Raw genomic sequence first — 24,575 nt, 5'->3', positions numbered from 1 at the left:
TTTTCTCCTCCATATTTCTTTATTAATCACAATTTCCTATTTGTCGTATCTGTTATGGAAAAACTTCTCTATACTATCTAAAGAAGCTCCTTTAGTTTCGGGAACTCTAACTTTGACAAACCATGCACCAAGTAAACAGAATGCTGCAAAAATGTAGAAAGATGAAATACCCAAAGCCGACAAAATGACTGGGAATAACAAACCTACTACGAAGTTAGCCATCCATAAAACAAAGATGGTAATTCCGGTTCCTAATCCGCGGTAACGGGCTGGGAAGATTTCAGAGTTAAGCAACCAAGTTACAGGACCCAAAGTACCCTGATCAATAACTATATAAACTAGCAAAATAAGCAAAACAGCATACGGAGCCCAAGAAGTATGAAGTGCGAAGCTACCAATGACTGCTACGACTATTAAGGCCAGGGCACAGAAAATATAGCCAATTAACAATAATGGCTTTCTTCCCAGCCTATCAACTGTATACATACCAACTATGGCACCAATGACTGAAAATACGCCGTTAGCAATATTCATATATAGCGAGGTATTACTACCAAAACCTGCAGAGGTTAGAATCTTTGTGCCGTAATACATTACAGAGTTAATACCAGCGAATTGCTGAAAAATTCCCAATAAGGAACCGGTAATAACAATTTGAAAAATCCACGGTTTTTTAAAGTCCTTAAACGATGCTTTTTCAGCATTTTCCCGCTCTAGTTCTGCAGCATTTTCTTTTAATTCATCAATTTCTGCCTCAGCTTGAGCCTTGGTTCTAACACGATACAAAGCCTGTAGCGCTTTACCAAACATTCCCTTATTGGCATACCATTGCGGACTCTCTGGTACTAGGTACATACCGAACCAAAGTAAAATACCTGGAATTGCTGTAATTCCCAGCATCAATCTCCAAACGCCGGCATTATGGATACCAATCGTATTGCCTAAAATGGCATTTATAAGAAACGATAAACCTTGGCCACCGACAATTAATAGCTGATTCATGCTGACAAATTTACCACGCTCTTTAGCCGGTGAAATTTCTGCTAAGTAAACTGGTACTAAAGCAGACGTTGCGCCAACTGCTAAGCCCATGATTATTCTTAGTATTATTAAGACACCAGTATTGGGTGCAAAGCCACAGCCTAAACCTGTAAGCGTAAATAACACGCCCAACCAGATCATTAATTTTTTACGGCCCATCTTGTCGCTTAGTGGACTACCAAAAACGGCACCAAAAGCGGCACCAAATGTCAGACCACTTGAAACGACACCTTGTTCAAAGGATGACAAATCTAATTGACCCGGTTTAGCTAAGAAGTCAAGGGAGCCATTTACAACTCCAGTATCAAAGCCAAAGCATAGGGAACCCATACATGCAATCCACGCAACTAAAACTAAATAACCATGATGATTATTTTCATAACTATCTTCTTGCATTTGCAATCTCCATTTTTTATGTGACATGCTTTAACAACTAAAGCACATTAAAACTTTAATATGACTATTTCTTATTACGAGCAAATAATAAAAATCTAAGAAATATAGAAATATTTTTCTATTTTCAGTGATTGCAATCACTGGAACCTACTGTAAAGTTCGTTATTTCTTTTGCAAACGCTTTTATTTATTAATAAACATATTTTATAAAAGCGACATTTTTAAAAGTACATATAAATACCTTTATTTATTATTTATTATTAATATTAATAAATAAAATACATATAAAATATTTTTAAAAAAGCCTTTTTTATACTTCTAGAAAAGTTAATTTCAAGTTAAAAGAATGTACTTTTATGCTAAAAAAATGTACTTTTAATCTTTTTATCCAGTAAAAAGATGTTTTTTAATCAAGTTTGCTCTTTCATTAACAAATATTTTAAAAACACGTAAGCTTCTTTTATCTCTTATATGTGGCGGTTTTTATTACATTTATTATTCTTTTAAAAAATGAATACCCTTGAAATAGCCGGTAAAAAATGATAAAAATTACTCACGAGCCTATTTTTGGTTATTGCATCACTTATAACTTGGTTTTTAAAAATTAGGAATATGGTGATTCAATGAACAATGAACAAGATGCATCTTCTAACAAAGCAGATGTATACATAAATAAAAATAAGCAAAAAAGATTACAACGTTATGGTTGGATAATTACTTTAGGCGGCTTGTTATTTGGTATAGATACTGGGGCCACGAATGGATCCCTATCTTTTATGAGTAAACCTGATCAGCTTAATTTAAATGCTTCAGATGAAGGTCTGGTTACCAGCGGTATCACTTTAGGCGCTGCTTTTGGTGCAGTCATTGGAGGCAAACTTTCAGATTATTTCGGCAGAAAAAAAGTTTTAATGTATTCCGCCTGGATTTTTATTCTTGGCACTTTAGGTTGCACTTTTGCACCAAATGCATTAGTAATGATTTTATGTCGTTTTTTATTAGGTCTAGCGGTTGGTGCAGAGTCAGTCATTAGTCCCGTTTTTCTGGCAGAATTGTCTACACCTGAAATAAGAGGCAAATTTGTTAATCATCATGAACTGATGATCGTAAGCGGGCAATTACTATCTTACATAATCAATGCATTATTCGGGGTAATGCTGGGAAGCTATCGCGGCATTTGGAGATACATGCTAGCTGTAGGACTTATACCCGAAACTTTGCTTTTATTTGGTATACATAAAGTACCTGAATCGCCAAGGTGGTTAGTGACTAAACACCAAAACGATCAGGCGTTTTCAGTCTTGGAGAAAATTCGTAACAGTAAAGAAGATGCTAAAGCTGAAATTGTCAGAATTAAGCAGTCTTTAGCTTTAAGCAGCAAACAGAAAAAGGCGACCTTTAAGGACTTGAAAATTCCCTGGATTCGCCGTCTAATATTGATTGGTATTGGATTGGGGGTAATGCAACAAGCAATTGGTATAAACATAATTATGTTTTATGGCACAACTGTTTTAAGCAATGCCGGTTTTAGCCATTCTGCTGCTTTAATTGCAAATATTAGCAACGGTATCATCTCAACTCTTGCTACCATTGCCAGTATCCATTTAATGGGCAAAATCGACAGAAGGAAAATGGTAATTACTGCTATTTGCGGAACTACTATAACAATGTTGGCAATCAGCATACTTTCGGTGGTATTAATTAAAAGTCCAATTTTCCCATATGTTATGCTTTTACTGATGGCTATTTTTCTGATGTTTTTCCAAGGAGGAGTTTCGCCCATTGTTTGGGTCCTTCTGTCAGAAATTTTCCCTCAAAGTATTCGCGGAATGGCTATGGGCATTGCGACTTTCTTTTTATGGCTATCAAATTTTTTAGTAGGTTATATATTCCCAATATTATTGACTAATATTGGCTTTAGTAATACCTTTATTGTATTTACTGTACTAAACATATTTTCGCTATTTTATGCGATTAAATTTATCCCTGAAACAAGAGGAAAATCTCTTGAAGAACTTCAATCTTGCTTTCAGAACCGTCATGTAAATCAAAATTCAGATAAATAAGAGGGAACAAAATGAATAAATACTCGGATTTTATTCCCCAAAATGAGTGTGGCGTTACTATTGAAAAAGGAATTTATTTTAATAATCCCAGCGATTTGGCACATGAAATATTCTTTTACCCTATGTTTGGGGCAGAATATCTGGTGACCTATCCGTATAAAGTAAAAAGAGATTTTATGGATTCTTTTTTAATAATATATATCAAAAAAGGAGAAATGGAATTTTTTTTCGTAACCAGGTGTTTATTGCGAAACAGCAAATAGTTTTGTTAGATTGTAAAGAATTTAATTATTATAAGGCTGTGACAGACAGTGATTTTTATTTTCTACACTTTAACAGCCCTTTTATGCAAAAGATTTTCAATGAAGTTATTGAAAACACTCTTCCGGTCTTTACACCGTACAAAAATACTGAAAACTTATTTAGTCGAATTTTTCGGTTAATTTCTACAAACTCTGATGGTACAAACGATCCCTTTTTATCTAATCTAACCTACAGTTTAGTTTGCGACCTATTTGCTACTCAAGAGCACGAACTTACTAATCATTCCAGTGAATTTCATTCTGCTCCTAATTATATTAAAATTGCTATTAAATATATGGATCAGAATTATTATAAGAAAATCACTGTCAACGACATTGCTTTAAAGTGTTCAATGAGTCCCTCACAATTAGCACGTGACTTTAAAAAATATACCGGTTTGAGTATTCATAGTTATTTATTAAAAATACGCATAAAGCAGGCTGAAAGCTTGCTTGTGAAAGATACAACCATTCCTTTGGAAAAAATAGCAATATCTTGTGGCTTCACAGATGCATCCCATTTATATAAGAAAATAAGGGAAGCAACAGGAATGTCACCTGGCCAGTTCAGAAAAAAATATTACTAGTTTTTAACTTAAACAAAAAAATAAGCACTTCACTATTAATTTTGTGAAGTGCTTTGTTAGCTTATATTATAATTTTAAAATTACTTGCCACCTTCGGCCCTTGACTTATAGGCACCCTCTGCCGTATTGATAACCAGTTCTTCACCTTCCTTAATGAAGTCGGGAACTTGGACTACCAAACCTGTTTCCATAGTAGCTGGTTTGCCGGAACCGGTAACAGTTGCGCCTTTAATGCCTGGCTCAGTATGAGCCACTTTCATTGTAACAGTTGATGGTAATTCCACACCAAGCAACTTGCTGTCATTAGCAAATTCCAACTGAACCTCAATATTAGGCATCAGGTAAAGTTTATCATCACCTAATTGTTCTGCTGAAACCTCATATTGTTCATAAGTTTCAGTATCCATAAAAGTATAAATATCACCTTCATTATAAAGATACTGCGCATTTTTTTTGGTGATTTCGACTAAATCTACTTTTTCCGTTGGACGCATAGTTTTATGAACCACAGCACCACTTTCAACATTACGCAAATCCATCTGCATAACAGTGTTGCCCTTTCCGGGCTTATGATGGTTAGCCTTTAGAACACGAATTAGTTTGCCATCTTGACTAAAGACCATACCTTTTTTTAAGTTAATTGCTTGTACCATTTTTTACTCCTTTAAATCTTTTTCTGAATTAATTACTGATTTTAAGAAAACCACGCTGGAGGTAAAGCAAATTTTTTAATTAATAGTAAAAAAATCTCATTCATAATGATTAGTATAACAAAGTTTGGACTTTATCAACACCACTAAATCGGTGATTTATGATTTTAATATAAACCATAGGGTTGTTTGATGGTGAAATTACATATTAACTTGTGTGCCTACTTTTTGCTTTACGGCTTTATCATAAATAGACTTCGTTGCCATCAGGTCTTGAGCTGCAATGCCAACAGTTTCAAAGAAAATTATTTCGTCATCGTTTTCACGCCCAATTAAGTCGCCACTGACTACTTGACCGATTTCGCCAGTAAAACTAGTATTTGCAACCATGCCCTTATTTAAAGGAATAATTATGTCACCAGATTCTGCTAAAACAGCATCTTTAGAATCAAAGTAAATTTTATTTGCTTTAGCGACTAGCTCGGCCGGGGTCTCTTCCATTTTTGGCTGGTAAGCACCAACACCGCAGATAGTTGCGCCTTTTTTAATAAATTGAGCATCATAAACTGGTTTAGTCGACGGCGTAACCGTAATAATCACATCTGCATCCTTCACTGCTTCATTGCCTGTCTTAACAGCAGTAATTTTTGTATGGTATTGCGCTAGTTGTTCTTGCATTTTGGCAGCAAACTTTTGGGCACGTTCAAAATCAAGATCGCTGACAGCCACTTCATCTAGATTACGTACGATCAGCATCGCTTCAAGTTGTGTAGCAGCTTGCCCTCCCGTGCCAATCAATGCACCCTTTCTGCAATTCTTTTTTGCCAAATATTTCAGCGCCACGCCAGAAGCAGAGCCAGTACGCAATTGGGTAACATAATTACCATCCAAAATAGCATTAACTACTCCTGTTTTGGTATCAATATTTAACACCTGAGCATTAATTGAAGGCAAACCTTGATTAATATTTTCGGGAAACATGTTCAACACTTTCACACATGCCGCATCATAATCTTCACAAAAAGCCGGCATACACAAGAAGGTATCTTTGCCATTTTGCTTAAGAATCTGAGTTCTTAAAGGCACATCTACTTTACCGGCAGAAAAATATTTAAAGGCATCGGCCACTGCAGCAATGCAGTCTTTTAAGGAATAACATTTTTCAATATCACTTCTGTTTAACAGTAACATTTGTTCCTCCTATATTTACTCTTTATTTCATACTTTTACAGCCTATTATAAGTTACTCTTTTAAAAGGTACACATTAGATTTGTTTAAGATAAATCTGATCGATAACATGACCTGCAGTTTTATGCAAAATTAAATTGGCGCGTTGCTTGGTTGGAGCAATATATTCACGCAAGTTGACCAAGTTCACCATTTGCCAAGTTTCCTCTGCAAATTTTAAGGCTTCATCCCTAGGGCCATTAGCCATCTCATAATAAAAATTATGCGGATTATTCTTATTTAGTTCCATTACCCTGACAAAACGCTGCATAAACCACTTTTCAATCAGGTCCTCAGGAGCATCAATATAAATTGAAAAATCAAAAAAGTCACTCGTCACAATTTGGCCATTGGTTGGCAGCTGCAACGTATTAATGCCCTCAATAATTAAAATATCGGGTTCACACACATGACCATATTCCCCAGACACAATATCACTCAATTCTTGAGAATAAAGGGGATAAACAATATCTTTTTTGCCACTCAATACATCTTGCAGAAAGTCGGTAAGTAATTTCATATTATAGCTTTCAGGAAAGCCCTTACGATCAGTCAGATTGCGTCTTTCCAATTCCTGGTTAGAATAAATAAAACCGTCTGTGGTCATTAAGTGTACTTTCAAATCAGGATATGTCCGGCTGAGCAATACTTGTAAAAGTCTGGCAGTGGTAGATTTACCCACCGCAACTGAACCGGAAATACCAATAATAAAAGGTGCGCTAGCAATTTTCTGATGCAAAAACTCGCTTTGCTTTTGCTGCAATGCCCGTTTTTCCTGATAAACCAAATAAAGATACTTAATTAAACTGCTGTAAACTTCTTTAACGTCAGTTAAATTAATAATATCTCCTAAAGATTTTATCTTTGCCAGTTCTTCTTTAGTAATTTTAACTGGTTCAGTGGCAGAAAAAGACTGCCATTTTTCTCTGTTAAATCGTAAATAATTTTTCATCCTAATGTCCTTAAATCTTATGTTCATCAATATAGTAAAATAAAAGTATAAAGTTTCCTAATTAATTCTTCTAATCAAAAAGAAAGGCAAAACTATGAAAAAGATAATTCTATTTGGCGATTCTATATTTAATGGCTACCATGCTGGTCATGACACCAATGTCATAACTGCAGGCGTGCAAAAAGAATTAGGTGCAAATGTGCAAATTATAAACTTATCTTTAAGCGGTGCCACCACTGCCGAAGGCAAGAAACGTCTAAATTTAATTCCGCAAGATGCCGACATAGTAGTGCTCGAATACGGTACAAACGACATGTCAAGTGATTGGGGCATTAACAGCGCTGATTATGCTAAGAACCTGGATTACATGGTTGAAAATATCGGTGCTGCTAAAATGATTATTGCAGGTCCATCTTATGAAGATCCTAATAACAAGGACATTATGCAATACTATAATCTTGAAGATATGAAAGTATATAATCAAATTGCTGCAGATTGTGCTCGCAAGTATAATATCCCCTTTATTAACTTAATCGCCAACTTTTGTCCGTTGGAAAATTTATCTTCGTATTATCAAGAAGATGGACAACATCTCACTACTATCGGAAATCAAATTTTAATAAATCTGGTAGTGACGACAATTAAAGAAAAACTTGCACAAATATAGTGCAAGTTATCATTTTTATAAATCTTTATACATCATAACATGCTTAATGTCAGCCTCTACAAATGGCTCGCCTTCAGTGTGATAGCCTAAAAAATCATAGAAGGGCTTTGCCTGCCATTGTGCATGACAATAAAGCCGGTCGGCACCCTGATCACGCAGGAATTCATGAACCTGTTTCATCATTTTGGTTCCTAATTTTTGCCCACGGGCTGCTGCAGCTACTGCTACTCTGCCTAGCATCCACTTACCATTTTCTTGAAAAATACGACAAACGGCCAATGCATTTGTTTTCTCAGCGTTGAGCAAATAAACCTGAATTGAGTCTAAATCTTGATCGTCAAGCTCTGGTGCTGTTATTTCTTGTTCGGTTACAAACGTATCTATTCGTAAACGAGCTACACAAAACATTTCACGACCTGTCATTTGCGCAATCCGCTTGAAGGTAAATTTCTCACTGTCAGTCATCAAAAATTCCTACTTTTCTATATAAGTTTCTGGGTCTACTTCAAGAAGTGGACTCTTTTCGTTAGTATAAATAATATCAAGCTTGTACATTGCCCGCGAAGTGATTGTGTAGACAAGCTGCGTTTCATCAATGCGATGATAGTTTTCTTTGGAGGCAGCCCACATAATAACGGCATCAAATTCGAGACCCTTAGCTAAATATGACGGGATGACCAATGTGCCGTCAACTAAGCGCTGATTGGCAGTAGCAATTAGCGTTGCTTTCACTTTGTCTTCTTTAAGCTTTTCTGCCACAATTTTTGCACTAGCCAAGTCCTTGGTAATAATTGCAGTTGTCATGTTAGCCTGAGTATTTTCATCTAATATTTGTTCCAAAACCTTGATTGTAGCAGTATCATCAGAACGTTGCCACAGAGCTGGTTTAGGACCCTGACGGTTAAACGATTCAATTTTTTCACCCTGTCGCAGGATTTGCTTGGTAAATTCAGTCAACTGTTTTGTTGAACGATAAGATTTAGTTAATTGGACAACATCAGTTTTTTCAGGATCAAATAAACCACTGATCTGCTTAAGCAGACTTCTACTTTCATCTTTGGTAAAAATAGCCTGGTTTAAATCACCCAACATCGTGAATTTAGCGCGAGGAAAATTATATTTCAGATAGCAAAGTTGAAACGGCGTATAATCCTGAATCTCGTCAATAAAAGCATAACGCATTTCATAATCTACATGACGGCCTGTCATCAGATCATAAAGATATAAGTAGGCCGAAACATCATTCATATGAATATAATGCTTCATAAAACTTTGCTTAACTTCTTCGATATGTTTTTGCCAATCTGCTTCTTCAATTCGCCATTTACTTAGGTCAGTCATTTTAGGAACAGCACGTAAAAAGTTCAAATATTGTGCACGCATATTAATAAAATTATTCCGTCTAATTTGCTGGAAAACTTTATCAAGTGCCTTCACGACAATTTTACGACTGAGGAATTTTTCTTCTTTTTCCTCTGATTCAAACTCCTGGTCTGGACGATCATATAAAGCATTTAGCTGCTCTTGACTAAGATTTTGGATGGCGTCTGACACCCAGGCCTTTTTAGTTTCGCTGTTAATCTTGCGATTGAGTGATTTTATTAATCCTTCTCGCGTAGCATCAATTCTATTGCTCAAATTATAATTGGAATTAAATGAATAATAGAGTTCACTGATTTTTTCTTTTGTAAAAAATGGTTTCTTTTTATTGCGGAAGTAAATATTTTTAAAAATTACGCCTCGATTATTGAGGTGTTTAGCATAATGGTGCAGCAAATTAAAGAAATTTGTTGAATCCTTAAATTGACTAATTGCAGAATCAGCTTTGCTGTCTTCAAATTGATCAAATAAATTTTCAACAGTCATTCCAGGCAATCGTCTTGCTACAAATTGCCAGTATGTCATTTGTACCATATTTTGTTCACCCATCTCGGGCAAAACATTTTTTATATAATCATTAAACAATTGATTAGGACTAAACATGATGACGTCACTACTGGTAAGGTTGCCACGATAGCGATACAGCAGATAGGCAATCCTCTGTAATATTGCAGAAGTTTTACCAGAGCCTGCCGCTCCTTGAACAAACAATAAGTCTGCACTGGTGTTCCTAATGATTTTGTTCTGCTCACGCTGAATCGTTGTCACAATTGATTTCATTTGCGTGCCGGATTTTTCACCTAAAACTTCCAGCAGCATCTGATCACCAATAGACTCATTAGTGTCAAACATGTTAATAATCTTGCCGTTTTCAATCATGAACTGCCGCTTTTTGGTCATATCAACGGTAATTTCACCTTCAGGCGACATATAAGAAACCTTACCAATCTTGCCATCATAATAAATTGATGAAATTGGTGCACGCCAATCATAAATCAAGAAATGATTATTTTTGTCCGCAAAAGAACTCAGACCAATATAAATAGTTTCTGGTTTTTCATTAGTTTCTTTGAAATCAACTCTGGCAAAATATGGCTTTTGCTCTAATTTTTGGACAGTGCTTAGTTGCTTTGCGGCATGCTGCCAAGCATTTTGACGTTCATCAAGTAACTGCTGTTGCTGGTGAATAGACAAAGCAGTTTCCATAGATGTTGAATAGCCGTCATAATCTAATTTTACATCATCAAAAAAGTGTGAATTAAGATCTTGGGCTTCTCCTTCAGCGGACTTAATTGACGAGGACAACTCGGCTTTTTTAGCCCGTATCATTTTTAAAATCTTATCGAGATGCTTTTGCTCAAATTCTCTATCATCCATCGCTTTTGTCATAAACTCACCTAATTTTCCAAAACTTGCATTCTATTTTACCATGAAATCGGTTTATATTAAAACCTTGGATTCGTTTTTTGCTAAACAGTGAAATCTGTAAAAATTTCCAGATAACGATTATAATTTTATGTGTTAAAGTCAGTAAATTATGAAACTTTTTCTACTTTTCCTATATAATGTAAGGTAATGGAGTTGATTAAGGTATGAAAAGATTTTGTCATTTTTTATCAAAATTAGCATGTGCGCTGGTTGTAACTTTTACAATTGAAAGTACAGTTGCTCCGATTGCTGATAATTCTGTATTCAGTTGGCCTTCTCAGACTGTTTATGCCAAGAAAACTGCTAAAAAGGCAAAAAAAGCTAAAAAGAAAACAAAGAAAACTAAAAAGACCAAGAAAAAGAATACAGCTGCTATAGCTTCTTCTTGGCACTGGAAAAAGCCTAAAGCCACTGTTTACATTGATCTTAATGATAATGAAGAATTAATTTCAGCTACTAAAGATGCAATTGATGCATGGAATGATACCAAAGCCTTTACTTTTACTGAAGCCAAAAGCAAGAAAAAAGCTAATATCGTAATTGAGCAGGTTTACAGCCCAAATACTAATTATGCGGGTTATACTACTTTTCATTATTATGTGAAAACCGGAATCATGTATTCCGCAGTTACCAGGTTAAATATTTATTATTTACAGAATTTTTCACCATATAGTTATACTTACCAACGTATTTTAAATACTGTCGAACATGAATTGGGACATGCAATCGGACTAAAACATAATAATGGAGTGTCTGTAATGTATCCTACCGGTTCTTTGTATCCAATTGAGCCTGTCGACGTTGAAAATGTTCAAAAGTTATACAAAGAATAAAAAATTAGATTTGTGAGGAGTAAAATGAAAAGAATATATATAGTACGTCACGGTGAAACCTTTATTAACCGCTATAATAAAATGCAAGGCTGGTGTGATACCCCACTAACAGAAAAAGGAATAGCAGGTGCTGACCAAGTTGGTGAAGCTTTAAAAGATGTGCCTTTTGACATTGCATTATCAAGTGATATGAAAAGAGCCAGCGACACTTGTGATATCATCATTAAACACAATGTTAACCGTGATGAAATTCAACATATCGCAACTCCTTTTTTCCGTGAACATTTTTACGGCTATTTTGAAGGTATGGATTCAGATGCTGCTTGGCAAATGATCAGTGGTCCTCACGGTTATAAAAGCCATGCTGAAATGCTCAAAAATGAATCATTAGACACAGTGAAAGACTGGATTAAAGAAGCCGATCCTTTTCATGACGCAGAAAATGCTAAAGAATATTGGCACAGAATAAATAAGGGATTTAAATTAATCAGTCAATTAGATGGGGCTGAAAATATTTTGCTCGTGACTCACGGCTTTACCATTCATAGTATTGCCGATCGTTACAGCGATTTTGATATTAAAGAACGACCTCGTAATGCTTCAATTACAGTGATGAATATGACAGAGCAAGAGAAAAAAGTTGTTTCATATGACAAATTAAAGCTCTGATGCCTCAATTAACAGGAGAACATTTTATGAAATCAAAAAATGATATGTCTGACGTTGCTGACAACTTGAATAACTGGAATGATCGCGCTGATGTACATGCAAATGGTGGTTATGGCGATCTTACTCAGTTTGCTAAAGACAAAAATGCTGTAACTACAACTGTTAAACGTGATTTAGACGTACTCAGACCCTTTTTGACTCATAATTCAGTTGAAAATAAGCGACTACTTCATTTGCAATGCCATATTGGAGATGATACGCTCAGTTGGGCACGCCTAGGATCTAAAGACGTTTACGGCCTGGACTTTTCACCTGCTGCATTAAAGTATGCACGCAAATTGTCCCAAGAGGCTAATACTTCAATTACCTACGTTGAAGGCGACGCTCGCTATGCCGCAAAAGCTATGCCGGAAAAATTAGGACAATTCGACATAATTGTGACTAGCGCAGGTACAATTACTTGGCTGCCAGAATTAAAATCATGGGCAAAATCTATTGCTCAACTCCTTGCTCCTGGTGGAATATTCATGATTCGTGACAATCACCCTTTGTTATTTGCACTTGATAATGCCGGGTTAGAAATTAAGCTGGGTTACTTTAGCGGCACTGAGATTACTTATCAATCAGATGCTTCATATACACCAAATTCTAATGGGAAAATAAAGCATCAGACAAACCATAATTGGGCTCATGATTTTGCAGAAATTATTAATTCATTAATTGCTGCTGGTTTAACTATTAAAAACGTAGGAGAGCATAAAATTAGTGATTGGAAGTCTTTGCCATCACTAATCTATGATAAAAGCCAAGAAGGTTGGACACTTCCAGCTGATTCACCACAGATTCCATTGACTTTTTCAGTAGTTGCACAAAAATTGTAAAATCAGTATTAATACAATCAAAAAGGTTAGCTTTGCTAGAAAAGCTAACCTTTTTATTACCTAAAAATAAGTCTTATTCAATTTTAAAAGTTTTACCCACTTTACCATTAATTAATTCTTCTACAGCAATTGGTTTCTCAGGATTATGATCTTTATCTACAGTGATTTTCCCAGTTACGCCAGTAAAATCTTTAATTTGTTCCAGACCCTTCGTGATTTTTGCAGAATCATCGGATTTTTCATTTTCGATTGCTTCTTTAATCATATATACCGCATCATAAGCTAAAGCAGAAAAAGTTGGTGCTTCTTCATGGTAGCGGTTCTTGAAATCACGCATAAATTTAGAAGCAGTTGGATCCTTGGCAGCTACCTGTGTTGAAAATGGCGTAGTATAGTAGATTTTACTTGCATTTTTAGCACCAGCAATCTGTACCAGCTTCGGATCAGCCATGCCATCACTACCGACAATTGGTGCCTTAATTCCAATTTGACGCGCTTGCTTAATTATTAAGCCAACTTCAGTGTAGTAGCCGGGAACGTAAATAGCATCGACTTTCTTAGCTTTAAACGAAGTTAATACAGCGTTAAAATCTTTGTCACCCTCTGAAAATGTTTGACTATCAACTATCTTGCCTTTATAAGTTTTCTTAAATGCTTTAGCAAGACCGTTACCATAGTCACTTGAATTGTCAGTATAGACAGCCACTCTCTTTGCCTTAATGTTATTCATTACGAACTTGGCTGCACTACCGCCTTGAAAATTATTTTGGTAACATGCCCTAAAAACAAATGGCTGAACTTTACCATTCTTTTGTAAAGTGTAATTTGGATCTGTCGCTGAAGGGCTGACACTTGGTACCTTAGCTTTAGTAATATTAGGAATTTCAGCTGTGCCGGCATTAGTAGTTGCTGGTCCTACAATTGCTGCTACCTTTTCTTTCGTAGCTAATTGGGCGGCAACTGAAGCAGAAGTAGAAATAGCAGTTTTATTATCACGCATGATCAGTTTGATTTTTTTCTTACGACCATTAACATCAATGCCGCCTTTTTTATTAATTTCACTAACTGCTAATTGAATACCTTGCTTTTGAGCGTTGCCATAACCAGCTGCAGCTCCAGACAACTCCATGTTGACGCCAATTTTGACTGAATCTTTATCTTGCTTAGTTCCATCCCCACTACTGCTTTTAGCAACAGTACAGCCTGCCAGCATAAAAGCTGCCATGCCAGTGATTACAACATTCATTATTTTTTTAATACCACTAATATTATCCATCATCTTGTTCCTTCTAACTATTCTTTCTATTCTTTAACTAAAATTGACCACAAAAAAGCCTCATTCAAATCAATGAATGAGGCTTAAATTATCAATTAGTTAAACCCCAATCATTGGCACGCAAACTAGGGCTTAACTACTTTAAATTACATCACGTAATTCATGTATGTTAAGTCCTGCGCTCCAACAACAAGGCAACTAAATCCTGAGTTTGAAAGATATTCATATTACTCTTTTGTTTAAAATAGTTCGTTTCCATCACAATTACCTCCTCAGAATTTTATGTAAACTCTATAGTTTTCACTATCTGACTTAACAATGAATTAACATCATTGTCATTACAACAACTTGATTACCACTAACCACCAAAATACACTTTCTGTACTTCTGGGTTAGCCAACAATTCTTGACCAGTACCACTTAATTGCACTACTCCTGTTGCCAATACATAACCACGATCGGCAATAGATAGAGCTTGTTTAGCATTTTGTTCTATCAACAAAATAGTTGTACCTTTTTCGTTTAGTTCTTTAATAATTTTAAATATTTCTTGAATATACAAGGGAGACAAACCCATTGATGGTTCATCAAGCAGCAATAATTTTGGCTTTGCCATTAAGGCACGACCCATGGCCAACATTTGCTGCTCACCACCTGACAAGGTAGCTGCATCCTGATTACGTCTTTTTTTCAAAATTGGAAAGCGTTCAAAAATATCTTTGTAGGTTTTTGAAACTTCATCATGATTCTTTTGCAAAAACGCACCCATCTGCAGATTCTCCATTACGGTCATTCCGGCAAAAATATGCCGACCTTCTGCTACTTGGGAGATACCTGCGCTGACAATTTGCGGAGCACTTTTGTGATCTATTTCTTCACCAAGGTAGAAAATTTGACCACTTTTGGGTTTCAACAAGCCAGAAATTGTCTTAACAATAGTTGACTTACCAGCTCCATTAGCTCCGATTAGGGTTACGATTTCACCTTGGTTAATTTCAAAACTGACATTCTTAACAGCTTGAATAACACCATAATTTACAGACAGGTCACGAACTTCTAACATTGCCATCTAGTCATCACCCTCTCCTAGATATGCTTCAACAACTTTAGGATTTGCCTTAATTTCTTCAGGAGACCCGGTAGCCAATATCTCGCCTTGATCAAGTACATAAATTCTTTCAGCCAGGTTCATAACTAAAGACATGTCATGCTCAATTAACAAAACTGTGATCTGAAATTCCTTCTGAATATACTTAATAAGATTAGTCAAATCCGCTGTTTCTTCTGGGTTCATACCAGCAGCAGGTTCATCCAGGAAAAGAATCTGCGGGTGAGTAGCCAAAGCACGTACTATTTCCAAGCGTCTTTGCGTTCCATAAGGCAAATTCTTAGCCAAAGTTTGTTCATTATCCGTTAAATCAAAGATTGCTAATAGCTTTTGCGCAGCTTCCTTCATTTCCTTTTCCGTTTTATAAAAACTGGGTAAACGAAAAACTGTTGTTAAAAAGTTTTCTTTATATTCATTTGTCATTGCAGTTAGGACATTATCCATAACAGTTAAGTCTTTAAATAAGCGAATATTTTGAAATGTACGGGATAAACCTAAGTCTGCAATTTGCACAGCACTTTTATGCGTTAAATCATAATTTTGATCATCAACTTGCAAGTTGATCTTTCCACTAGTGACTTGCACCATTCCAGTTAGCAAGTTGAACAAAGTGGTTTTACCTGCACCATTAGGACCAATCAAGGCAACTAGTTCGTGCTTATCCAGATGAAGTGAGACATCATTAACTGCAGTTAACCCACCAAACTTGCGCACTACGTGGTCAACATCTAATAAGTGTGGCATATACTAGCTCCTTTCCTTTTTGCCGAAATGGCGTGTCAAATTTTTAAGTGAGAATTCCCAGTTACCTAAAAGTCCTGATGGCTTGAAAATCATGATTAGTATCAGGACTATAGCATAGATCACCATTCTTAACGCACCGAAACTTTGTAAAACGGTATCTAAAACGCCTAAAACAATCGCCGCAACAAACGTGCCAGTCATACTGCCAACACCACCCAAAACAACAATAACTAAGATAGAGATAGATTCCATGATACCAAAGTTTGAAGGAGATATTGTTTGCAAGAATGAAGCATGAAGACTGCCAGCTATTGCAGCAGTTGCGCCACCTAGAACGAAAGCTGCCAGCTTCCATTTAGTAGTATTAATTCCCATTGCTTCAGCAGCAATTTCGTCTTCACGAACGGCTTTAATTGCCCGACCATTTTTTGAACGAATGAAGTTGGTCAAAATGATTGTGGTCACACAAACCAAGATATAAACAGTTGGCCATGAGCATAACTGAGGAATATTGTATAACCCTGCCGCTCCACCAGTAATTTTCAAATTATTAATGACATTGCGGATAATTTCAGCTGCTCCTAGAGTTGCGATTGCTAAATAGTCACCCTTTAAACGAATGAAAGTTGCCGTACCAATAACTGCAGCAATTACAATGGCTATCAGCACACCTACGAGCATTGAGATTAAAAAGCCAGCTTCGCTACTCATGCGTTGAGTAATAATCGCGGTAGCATATGCTCCAATGGCCATGAAACCAGCATGACCTAGAGAAAATTGACCACTAAAACCGATAATCAGGTTTAACCCGGTAGCTAAGATAATATTTATTCCAATCGTGACCAGCATGTTTTCAATGAAATCATCTATCACGCCGACCATGATCAATGCGTTGATTAAGTAAAAGCCGCCTACCATTAATAACAGCCACGACAAAATGTATTTCCAATTCGATTTCATTTTGCCACCTACACCTTCTCTTTAGCATTTTTGCCAAAAATACCAGCTGGTAAGAAAAGCAAAATGACTATTAATACTAGATAAACAACTGAGTCTTTATATGCCGACAAACCGATAGACTGGAAAAATGTCTCCAGGATACCGATTAAGAAACCTCCAATTGAGGCTCCTGGAACAGAACCGATTCCACCCAATACGGCAGCCACAAAGGCCTTAATTCCTGGTGTCATCCCCATTAAAGGATCAATTTGGTTGTAGTACATCCCAATTAAAATACCGGCGGCACCTGCTAAAGCTGACCCTAAAGCAAAGGTAAATGAAATCGTATGATTAACATTAACACCAACTAATTCAGCCGCAGCAGGATCTACTGATACGGCACGCATGGCCCGGCCCATTTTGGTCTTTTGAATAATTAACTGTAATGAAACCATCAATATTAAAGCAGTAGCCAAAATTAAAATCTGAACATTTGAAATTTGTACTCCACCAATATTGTAATTAACCTGCTCAATTACTTGTGGAAAACTACGAGCATTTGATCCTACAAAGTATGACATACCATTTTCCAGTAAAAACGAGACACCGATAGCTGTAATTAAGACAGCTATACGAGGCGACTTACGTAGTGGCCGATAAGCAAAATACTCAATCACTACGCCTGAAACTGCACCAATAATCATTGCAGAAAGCAGTGCTGTAATAAAGTTAAAATGCCAAGCATTAATCACATAGTAGGCAAAGAATGCACCTAGCATATAAATGTCGCCGTGGGCAAAGTTAATTAAATTAATAATGCCATAAACCATGCTGTAGCCTAAAGCCAACAGGGCATAAATCGAACCCAGTGACAAGGCGTTAATGATTTGCTGTAAAACTGTTTGCAAATTTAAGCACTCCTTTCATTTTCATATTTACTCAACACGGAATGAGTCGCTTACTTTACCGTTAGTCAATTTTTCAATCGCAATTGGCATTTCCGGATTGTGGAATTTATCCATGGTAATTCTGCCAGTCACACCGTCAAAGTCTTTAATCTTAGCTAGACCTTCAGTAATTTTAACTGAATCATCTGATTTTTGTTCTTCAATAGCAGTTTTTACTAAATAAACTGCATCATAAGCTAATGCTGAAAATGTCGGTGCATCTGTATGGTAGCGAGCTTTATATGCTTTGATAAACTTAGCAGCTTTTGAATCTGGGTTCTTAGCAGCTACATTAGTTGAAAACGGTGTAGTGTAGTAAATATCAGTGGCGTTTTTAGCACCCGATATTTGAACTAGTTTAGGATCACACATACCGTCACCACCAACGATTGGAGCTTTAATCCCCATTTGCCGTGCTTGTTTGATGATCAAGCCTAATTCTGTATAGTAGCCTGGTACATAAATAGCATCGATTTTCTTAGATTTAAATGAAGTTAAAACAGCATTGAAATCTTTATCACCTGCAGAATACGTTTGACTATCAACTATCTTGCCTTTATAAGTATCTTTAAAGGCTTTAGCTAAACCAGTACCATAATCACTTGAGTTATCAGCATAGACAGCTACTCGTTTAGCTTTTAGCTTATTATCGACAAACTTAGCTGCGCTCTTTCCCTGGAATGTATCTTGGAAGCAAGCTCTAAAGACGTAAGGCTGCACCTTGCCATTTTTCTGTCTGGTATAGTTTGGATCCGTTGCAGATGGACTAATGCCGGGAACAGAAGCCTTGGTAATATTAGGAATTTCAGCGGTACCACAATTAGTAGTAGCTGGCCCTATAACTGCTGCCACTTTATCCTTAGTTGCCAGTTGTGCAGCAACCGAAGCAGAAGTAGCAATTGCGGATTTATTATCACGGATAAGCAATTTAAGCTTCTTTTTATGCCCGTTGACGTTAATTCCACCAGCTTTATTAATTTCAGAAGCTGCTAATACTATACCTTGCTTTTCAGCACTGCCGTAGCCGGCAGCAGTACCAGACAACTCTATATTAATCCCGACTTTGACTGTATCTTTATCTTGGTGTGTACCCTTGCCGCCCCCACTTTTTGCAACTGAACAGCCGGCTAGCGCTAAGCCGGCCATTCCCAACGTAAAAATACGCAACAAATTTTTTGAAAATTTACTCATCATTTTCTCCTTTTCAAATAGCCTGGTAACTAAAAGCCTCATTCATTTAATGAATGAGGCTTAGATCAGTTATTAGATAAGCCCCATTCATTAAGACGCAAACAAGGGCTTTTCATGTAAAATCACTAAAAGTAATTCAATCATGCTAAGTCCTAGACGACAACAACAAGGCAATTAAACTCTGGGCAATAATATTTTTAATGTTAGTTCGTTTACTTAAATATTTAGCTTTCATTAAAATCGCCTCCCAAAATTTAATTTAATACTTAGAATTATAAAAAAAGAACATTAGCATGTCAAGAAAATTTTGCAATTTTTTTATCTAAGTTCTCAGTTTTTTTTATTAATTTTGTTGCTTTGCCTGTGAAAACAAACGCACGCTGTTGACGGCGTGCGTTTTACTAATTAGATTTTTTAAAATACTGCTTTTTTCCGCCAAAATGCAACAATGATGTATAAAACCAAATAACTTATAATCATGAGCATCATTGGCAGCCAAACTTCATAATATGCTGTTGGCAAAACCTGATTAAAAAATCTCAAGCCAAAAAAAACATCAAAGACCCCAAATATTGCGGGAATAAAGAATAAAAGTCCGGTTTTGCTCTGCCATGTTCTTTGAGCCAGCCTCTCATTCGCAAATTTCTGATCTCGTTTAGCAGCTTTGACTACTATTATCAAGATCGCAATCAGGCTTGCACCAAATACAAATGCCAGTGAGAAGCCCAAAATCTTCATTTCTCTGGTCATCCCCAGTGCCAGCTGATAAAAAGCGGCCTTGGAACTGCTGTAGAGTCGACTATAGGTAAGACTACTTTGAGCCTGTTTATGTTCAATTTTTAGTAAAAATGGCCAGTCTCTATCAAAACTGTTTAGCTGCGCCAAAGTCAGATATTTAGTATTGCCTTTAACCTTATTTAATTCTGCAGTTGAACAAAGTGCAATTGTTTTATTTTTAAAACCATTGGGAACGAGTTCGCGGAAACTGTTACCTGCCAGAGAATTTTTATTCAATTGATCTAACTTGATTGATTTGACTTGAAAATTGTGTCTGCCGGTATTTCTGACGTACTTAATTGGATTATCTGCCAGCTCATTACGAATAAAATAAAAATGCCCTTTTGTTTCTTTATAATGGTAAGTTTGCTGCTTTTTTATTTTTAATTGCGCCACCTCGTTTTTAATATTGGCGGTGTTGCTGGCAATTACACCATCATAATAAGTTCCCCTTTTAATATCTTGGGGAAAAGCATTAAAGTCATGACTTAAAGCAAGAGCGCCCATAGTCAAGGCGAAAAGTAAGGAAATGATAGTAAAAACGCCAGCATAATGATGAAGTCCCAGCAGCGTTTTTCCTTTAGTTAACTTAATTTTGTTAAACCAAGTTGCAGGCAGCAAGCTTAATAACGAGTAACAAATTAAATAGGTACCCGCCACGATTGTGACAAATGCTGCCAATAAAGTATTAAACAGATTTTGACTAGGCAAATTCAATATGAAATAGCCGGATACTACTAGTACCAACCCTAAAATCATTTCAATTATTCTTAGTCCTGAATGTTTTTGAAGAACTGCAGGTTCAACTTCTTTTGCAGCTACACTTTTTAAAATTGTTCTGGTTAAATTATAAGTTACTATTATACCACCAACAATTATTAGAACCGCCAGTAACATAACCACTTGCATGCCTGAATTTATCCGCAGGAAACTGTTAATGACGTTAAAATTCGGCACATTTGGTTTTATTAAACCGCTAAATAACTTAATAATTAAGGAAGCTAAATCCAACCCTAAAATAATGCCAGCGATTATCATCAAACCGCCAATAATGAGTGTCGCACAAAGTTCTATCAGTCCAACGCGCATATTTTTTAATTTTTGCATCAAGATCACCAAACTTTCTGTTCAGCTCCTTCAAGCAGACCACCTTTTGACTTAATTATAGTTAGCGCTGTCATTTTTTAAATGACCTGAACAGTTTCTTGAACATATTTTAATATTTGCTTTTTAAACCATTATTCTTTTTTAAATATTGCTTTTTGTTAGTATCAATTTCCTCCAGCTTGATCGCCATTTTTAAAACATTTTTCCTATCATATTTCTTTATAGAAAATTTACTTATCTTTATAATTTTTTTCCGGTCTAAACTTTATAAATAATCCATCTACAAATGCTTCATAAATATGATCATCTACTTTAGACATAATTTTTAAATCTTCGCTTAACTTACAAAACATTTTTCCCATGTTTCTAATTAATCTAAATTGAGCCCAATAAGAATTAATTTATGTAATAAATTTTCAATTTTCTTACTCCTTTCTATTTACTTCTAGTTTATTACAATTTTATATAAGCATATAAAAAATGTCATATTTAACTCTTAATGGTTTAATATGACATTTAAAAATTTTATTTATTAGCAATCATTAGTTCTTCAAGTTCTTTACCATAACTGGGCATACCAGCAATTTTTACACTTGCAGTTATTGTTTGTACTTTATCAAGACACTTGGGATCTTGGTCATAATGATATTTGATTATATTCTCATAAGCTGGAGCAATAGTCTTATAAAAAAATATATCTGGTTTTGTTTTGATTTGTTTTTCACTACTAATATAAAATTCTGTTTCTTCAAATCTTTTGTTACGAATACACAAAATCATCATATTAATAATTATAGACAAAACTAACTTTTGAATATCAATGCTACTCGAGCCAATAAACTGACGTATTACTCTTTTTGAAATCAATAAATTACTATCTAAATCATAAAAACTCATAAGGTTGCAGTACAGTCTTAAACTATCAGAATTAAAATGAGAAACATCAAACGTTCTTTCTTTCAATCTATCTATAACGCCACTATCAATACTGGAAAGATTTTTGTTAATTATTGCAATAAAGATATCAATTATATCTAATTTATCTTCTTTATTTGGAAAATCACTTTCCGCAACAAAATTTCGTATTTGTTGCAGATCATGCACAGAATTTTGATAATACGCTTCATTAACCATTCTATCAATCTCTAGGTTCTCGTCATGTACGGTCTTCGCCTGGTGGTTTAACTTACCAAAAAAATCAGTTAATGAAATTTTGTTAACGTTTAATAGCTCAATTAAATTATCTGCTGAAATGCTGCTTAAATTTTTTTCAACTTTTGCATAAAATGACGGGCTTACCACATCATTAACCCACTGCCTTTGTGTTTTCTTTTGCTGAATGCGATAGTCTTTTAGTAATTCACCAATTGTCATTTAAATTTCCTCAACTATTTGATTAACTATCAAATATTACACTTTTTAATTTTATTATAATCAAAAAATATAAAAGTATCATAAAATTAAAAATAAAGATTATATAATGCTGAGGTAAATTGGGTTATTATCTATCTGACTACGACAGGCTCTTATCGTTAAATTGGTATTGATTAAAATCAACAACTACATCATACTTTTGCAGTTCTTCTGGATCGTAATGATGAATAACTTCAACAAAAGTAAAGTTTGAATCAAAAATATATTGGTGAATTGCCTTTGATGAAGTTTTATCAAGTGAAGCATTAATTTCATCCAGTAATAAAATTGGTCGATTGGCTAAAATAGCCCGTGCCACCTCAATTCTGGACAATTGGCCACCAGATAGTTGATCTGCATTGTCACCTAATTGATAATCAAATCCCTTTTCTTTAATTAATTGTCCTAACTGTAGTCCTTGACATACCTCAAGAACTTTTTCTTTAGCTATATTGGCTCCTAGAGTTAGATTAAACCAAAGCGTATCAGAAAAAATAACTGCACTCTGGCTGGAATAGGCAAACAACTTAGTAAACGATCCTGCCGCTACTTCGTTATGATCAAGTATAATTTTTTTAGATTTACCATACTTACCATACATTAGAAACTGTAACATCGTAGATTTCCCTGATCCTGAGGGTCCGATGACCGCAACTTTTTGGCCAGACTTAATATCAAGATTAATATGTTGTGCTAATACCTTATCCTGACGCATTAAATCTAGGTCTTGCACTTGTAGTTCATTAAATGTAGGATCATTGGTTTGTTCACGCTCCACATTATCTGCTTTTTGTATATATTGCTTTATCTTTCGAACAATTGGCTTTGTAGTAGACAAATTATTTCGTTCTTGCAAAATTTGTAAAATTGGATTTACAAATGAATTAGATAATTGCGTTATTGCAAAAAGAGCACCTAAAGTAGTTTGACCTTTAATTACTAATGCAATACCAATTGCAAACGGCAATAAATAAGTACCCATAATTGCAATTGCATTAAGAAAAGCACTGGTATTAGTATTAAGCACATTCATCTTGGCTAATTTTTCTTCTAATTGGTTAACTTTATACTGATTTTGTTTAACTGCATTATCCTGCTTATCATATAAATTAAAGGTAGCAGTACCAGATAACAAATTTTTAGTTTGATTAACATATTTATCATTAGCATTTGTCCAAGCTTCTGCAGCATTTTGAATAGGCTTTTGGAAAAAGGTGGAAACAATTGTTGGTATAACCGAACCAATAAAAAATATTATTGTAAGCTGCCAATTTAGATACAAAGCGAATACCATAGCAAATACGACGGTGTATGAATAAATCAGAATTCCTATTTCAGCATCATAGCGATTTGTTTCCAAAAGTTTAAAATCATTAGTTAAAAAACCTAAATTAGAAGCATCTTCTTGCTCATCCGAGAGCATACCCCTCATCACTTTAAGCCTTAACTTAGTATTGACCTGCTTAGCAGCGTCTGCTTTAAGATAATCAAAAATTAAAGTGGCGACTAAAATTAAGATCAATAACAAAATATTTTTACCAAAAAAGACTGGAATAGCTGCAAAATTTTTAGCTGTTGCCAAATTAATTAACGAACCAACAATGTATGCTGTAACAATATTCTGCATACTGGAAATTAATCCAAAAATATTTAAACAAAAAAACTTAAAATGCGAATAATATTTATAAACCATGATTTTCTTTTCCTTTCAAAAAACCTTCGTTATTTATATAAATAATATAATTGCCTTTTTATTTTTATTAATAAAACTGTCATATTTGACGCAAATAAGGTGGATATGACAAATCCAAAAGCTAACAGAATTTATTTCCTATCTACTTTCACCTATACCAAAGTAGATTAACATAGTATATTAATTGAAGTAGAGCTAAATCCAAGTAGCTAGCAACTTTAAAAGGTACATAAAAAATAAAGCAGTAATCAAAAAGAGGTAGGACAAAAGTCCATTTCTTTCTGATTACTACTTAAATAA

General features: G+C 35.2%; 22 protein-coding genes. 7 read left to right on the top strand and 15 right to left on the bottom strand.

What is annotated here, in order from left to right; all coding sequences use genetic code 11:
• Positions 1-36: 36 nt before the first annotated feature.
• A complete protein-coding gene (locus JF75_RS01255; RefSeq protein WP_046331518.1) occupies positions 37-1,437 on the bottom strand; it encodes a sugar porter family MFS transporter in 1,401 nt (466 codons plus the stop codon).
• Between the two features lie 623 nt (positions 1,438-2,060).
• Between JF75_RS01255 and JF75_RS01250 the strand changes: the two genes are divergently transcribed.
• The 3 genes from JF75_RS01250 to JF75_RS10090 all read left to right on the top strand — a co-directional run bounded on the left by JF75_RS01250 (position 2,061) and on the right by JF75_RS10090 (position 4,392).
• Positions 2,061-3,503, top strand: coding sequence for a sugar porter family MFS transporter (locus JF75_RS01250; RefSeq protein ID WP_046331517.1), 1,443 nt, complete (start codon positions 2,061-2,063; stop codon positions 3,501-3,503).
• Between the two features lie 11 nt (positions 3,504-3,514).
• Positions 3,515-3,766 (top strand): hypothetical protein, encoded by a 252-nt coding sequence (locus JF75_RS01245; RefSeq protein WP_046331516.1) that lies wholly within the window; start codon positions 3,515-3,517, stop codon positions 3,764-3,766.
• An 83-nt stretch (positions 3,767-3,849) separates the two neighbouring features.
• Positions 3,850-4,392 carry a helix-turn-helix domain-containing protein gene (locus tag JF75_RS10090; RefSeq protein WP_141639303.1) on the top strand — a complete coding sequence of 181 codons (543 nt, stop codon included), beginning with the start codon at positions 3,850-3,852 and terminating at the stop codon, positions 4,390-4,392.
• 80 nt (positions 4,393-4,472) lie between these two features.
• On the opposite strand, the gene efp is transcribed toward JF75_RS10090, so the two are convergent.
• From efp to coaA, 3 genes are all read right to left on the bottom strand, one after another.
• On the bottom strand, positions 4,473-5,045 hold the full coding sequence (gene efp / locus JF75_RS01235) for an elongation factor P (protein WP_034978986.1): 573 nt from the start codon (positions 5,043-5,045) through the stop codon (positions 4,473-4,475).
• 198 nt (positions 5,046-5,243) lie between these two features.
• Complete coding sequence (locus JF75_RS01230) at positions 5,244-6,233, bottom strand: ornithine cyclodeaminase (RefSeq protein ID WP_046331515.1); 990 nt, start codon at positions 6,231-6,233, stop codon at positions 5,244-5,246.
• Positions 6,234-6,307: 74 nt separating this feature from the next.
• Positions 6,308-7,222 (bottom strand): type I pantothenate kinase, encoded by a 915-nt coding sequence (gene coaA / locus JF75_RS01225; RefSeq protein WP_046331514.1) that lies wholly within the window; start codon positions 7,220-7,222, stop codon positions 6,308-6,310.
• 94 nt (positions 7,223-7,316) lie between these two features.
• On the opposite strand from coaA, the gene JF75_RS01220 reads away from it, so the two are divergent.
• Positions 7,317-7,889 (top strand): SGNH/GDSL hydrolase family protein, encoded by a 573-nt coding sequence (locus JF75_RS01220; protein WP_046331513.1) that lies wholly within the window; start codon positions 7,317-7,319, stop codon positions 7,887-7,889.
• A gap of 15 nt (positions 7,890-7,904) precedes the next feature.
• Here the strand turns inward: JF75_RS01220 and JF75_RS01215 are convergent, their stop codons facing one another.
• Positions 7,905-8,354, bottom strand: a complete 450-nt coding sequence (locus tag JF75_RS01215) for a GNAT family N-acetyltransferase (RefSeq protein WP_046331512.1) — start codon at positions 8,352-8,354, stop codon at positions 7,905-7,907.
• A 9-nt stretch (positions 8,355-8,363) separates the two neighbouring features.
• Positions 8,364-10,658 carry an RNA polymerase recycling motor HelD gene (gene helD / locus JF75_RS01210; RefSeq protein ID WP_046331511.1) on the bottom strand — a complete coding sequence of 765 codons (2,295 nt, stop codon included), beginning with the start codon at positions 10,656-10,658 and terminating at the stop codon, positions 8,364-8,366.
• 203 nt (positions 10,659-10,861) lie between these two features.
• Here helD and JF75_RS01205 point away from each other — a divergent pair, with 203 nt between their 5' ends.
• From JF75_RS01205 to JF75_RS01195, 3 genes are read left to right on the top strand one after another with little or no spacing between them, the layout of a single operon-like run.
• On the top strand, positions 10,862-11,530 hold the full coding sequence (locus JF75_RS01205; RefSeq protein WP_052726844.1) for a M57 family metalloprotease: 669 nt from the start codon (positions 10,862-10,864) through the stop codon (positions 11,528-11,530).
• 24 nt (positions 11,531-11,554) lie between these two features.
• Positions 11,555-12,199 (top strand): histidine phosphatase family protein, encoded by a 645-nt coding sequence (locus tag JF75_RS01200; RefSeq protein WP_046331510.1) that lies wholly within the window; start codon positions 11,555-11,557, stop codon positions 12,197-12,199.
• Positions 12,200-12,225: 26 nt separating this feature from the next.
• A complete protein-coding gene (locus tag JF75_RS01195; protein ID WP_046331509.1) occupies positions 12,226-13,080 on the top strand; it encodes a class I SAM-dependent methyltransferase in 855 nt (284 codons plus the stop codon).
• 73 nt (positions 13,081-13,153) lie between these two features.
• Here JF75_RS01195 and JF75_RS01190 read toward each other — a convergent pair whose 3' ends face one another.
• From JF75_RS01190 to JF75_RS01150, 9 genes are all read right to left on the bottom strand, one after another.
• On the bottom strand, positions 13,154-14,356 hold the full coding sequence (locus tag JF75_RS01190; RefSeq protein WP_141639339.1) for an ABC transporter substrate-binding protein: 1,203 nt from the start codon (positions 14,354-14,356) through the stop codon (positions 13,154-13,156).
• Between the two features lie 358 nt (positions 14,357-14,714).
• Positions 14,715-15,419, bottom strand: a complete 705-nt coding sequence (locus JF75_RS01185) for an ABC transporter ATP-binding protein (RefSeq protein ID WP_141639338.1) — start codon at positions 15,417-15,419, stop codon at positions 14,715-14,717.
• Positions 15,420-15,425: 6 nt separating this feature from the next.
• A complete protein-coding gene (locus tag JF75_RS01180) occupies positions 15,426-16,208 on the bottom strand; it encodes an ABC transporter ATP-binding protein (RefSeq protein WP_046331508.1) in 783 nt (260 codons plus the stop codon).
• Between the two features lie 3 nt (positions 16,209-16,211).
• The gene (locus JF75_RS01175; protein ID WP_045927446.1) at positions 16,212-17,168 is read right to left on the bottom strand and encodes a branched-chain amino acid ABC transporter permease; all 957 of its coding nucleotides are present in this window, start codon (positions 17,166-17,168) and stop codon (positions 16,212-16,214) included.
• An 8-nt stretch (positions 17,169-17,176) separates the two neighbouring features.
• The gene (locus JF75_RS01170; protein ID WP_046331507.1) at positions 17,177-18,055 is read right to left on the bottom strand and encodes a branched-chain amino acid ABC transporter permease; all 879 of its coding nucleotides are present in this window, start codon (positions 18,053-18,055) and stop codon (positions 17,177-17,179) included.
• Positions 18,056-18,082: 27 nt separating this feature from the next.
• Entirely contained in the window at positions 18,083-19,288 is a 1,206-nt protein-coding gene (locus JF75_RS01165) for an ABC transporter substrate-binding protein (protein ID WP_046331506.1), read from the bottom strand.
• 411 nt (positions 19,289-19,699) lie between these two features.
• Positions 19,700-21,169: a hypothetical protein gene (locus tag JF75_RS01160; protein ID WP_046331505.1), complete on the bottom strand. Its 1,470-nt coding sequence runs from the start codon at positions 21,167-21,169 to the stop codon at positions 19,700-19,702.
• 525 nt (positions 21,170-21,694) lie between these two features.
• Positions 21,695-22,543 (bottom strand): helix-turn-helix domain-containing protein, encoded by an 849-nt coding sequence (locus tag JF75_RS01155; protein WP_052060280.1) that lies wholly within the window; start codon positions 22,541-22,543, stop codon positions 21,695-21,697.
• Positions 22,544-22,682: 139 nt separating this feature from the next.
• Complete coding sequence (locus JF75_RS01150) at positions 22,683-24,275, bottom strand: ATP-binding cassette domain-containing protein (RefSeq protein WP_046331504.1); 1,593 nt, start codon at positions 24,273-24,275, stop codon at positions 22,683-22,685.
• Between the last annotated feature and the right edge of the window lie 300 nt (positions 24,276-24,575).

Origin of the sequence: Lactobacillus kimbladii (genome assembly GCF_000970755.1) — a bacterium.
Classification (GTDB): Bacteria; Bacillota; Bacilli; order Lactobacillales; family Lactobacillaceae; genus Lactobacillus; species Lactobacillus kimbladii.
Note: the sequence above shows the minus strand (reverse complement) of the source record. Positions and strands in the feature narration are given on the sequence as shown.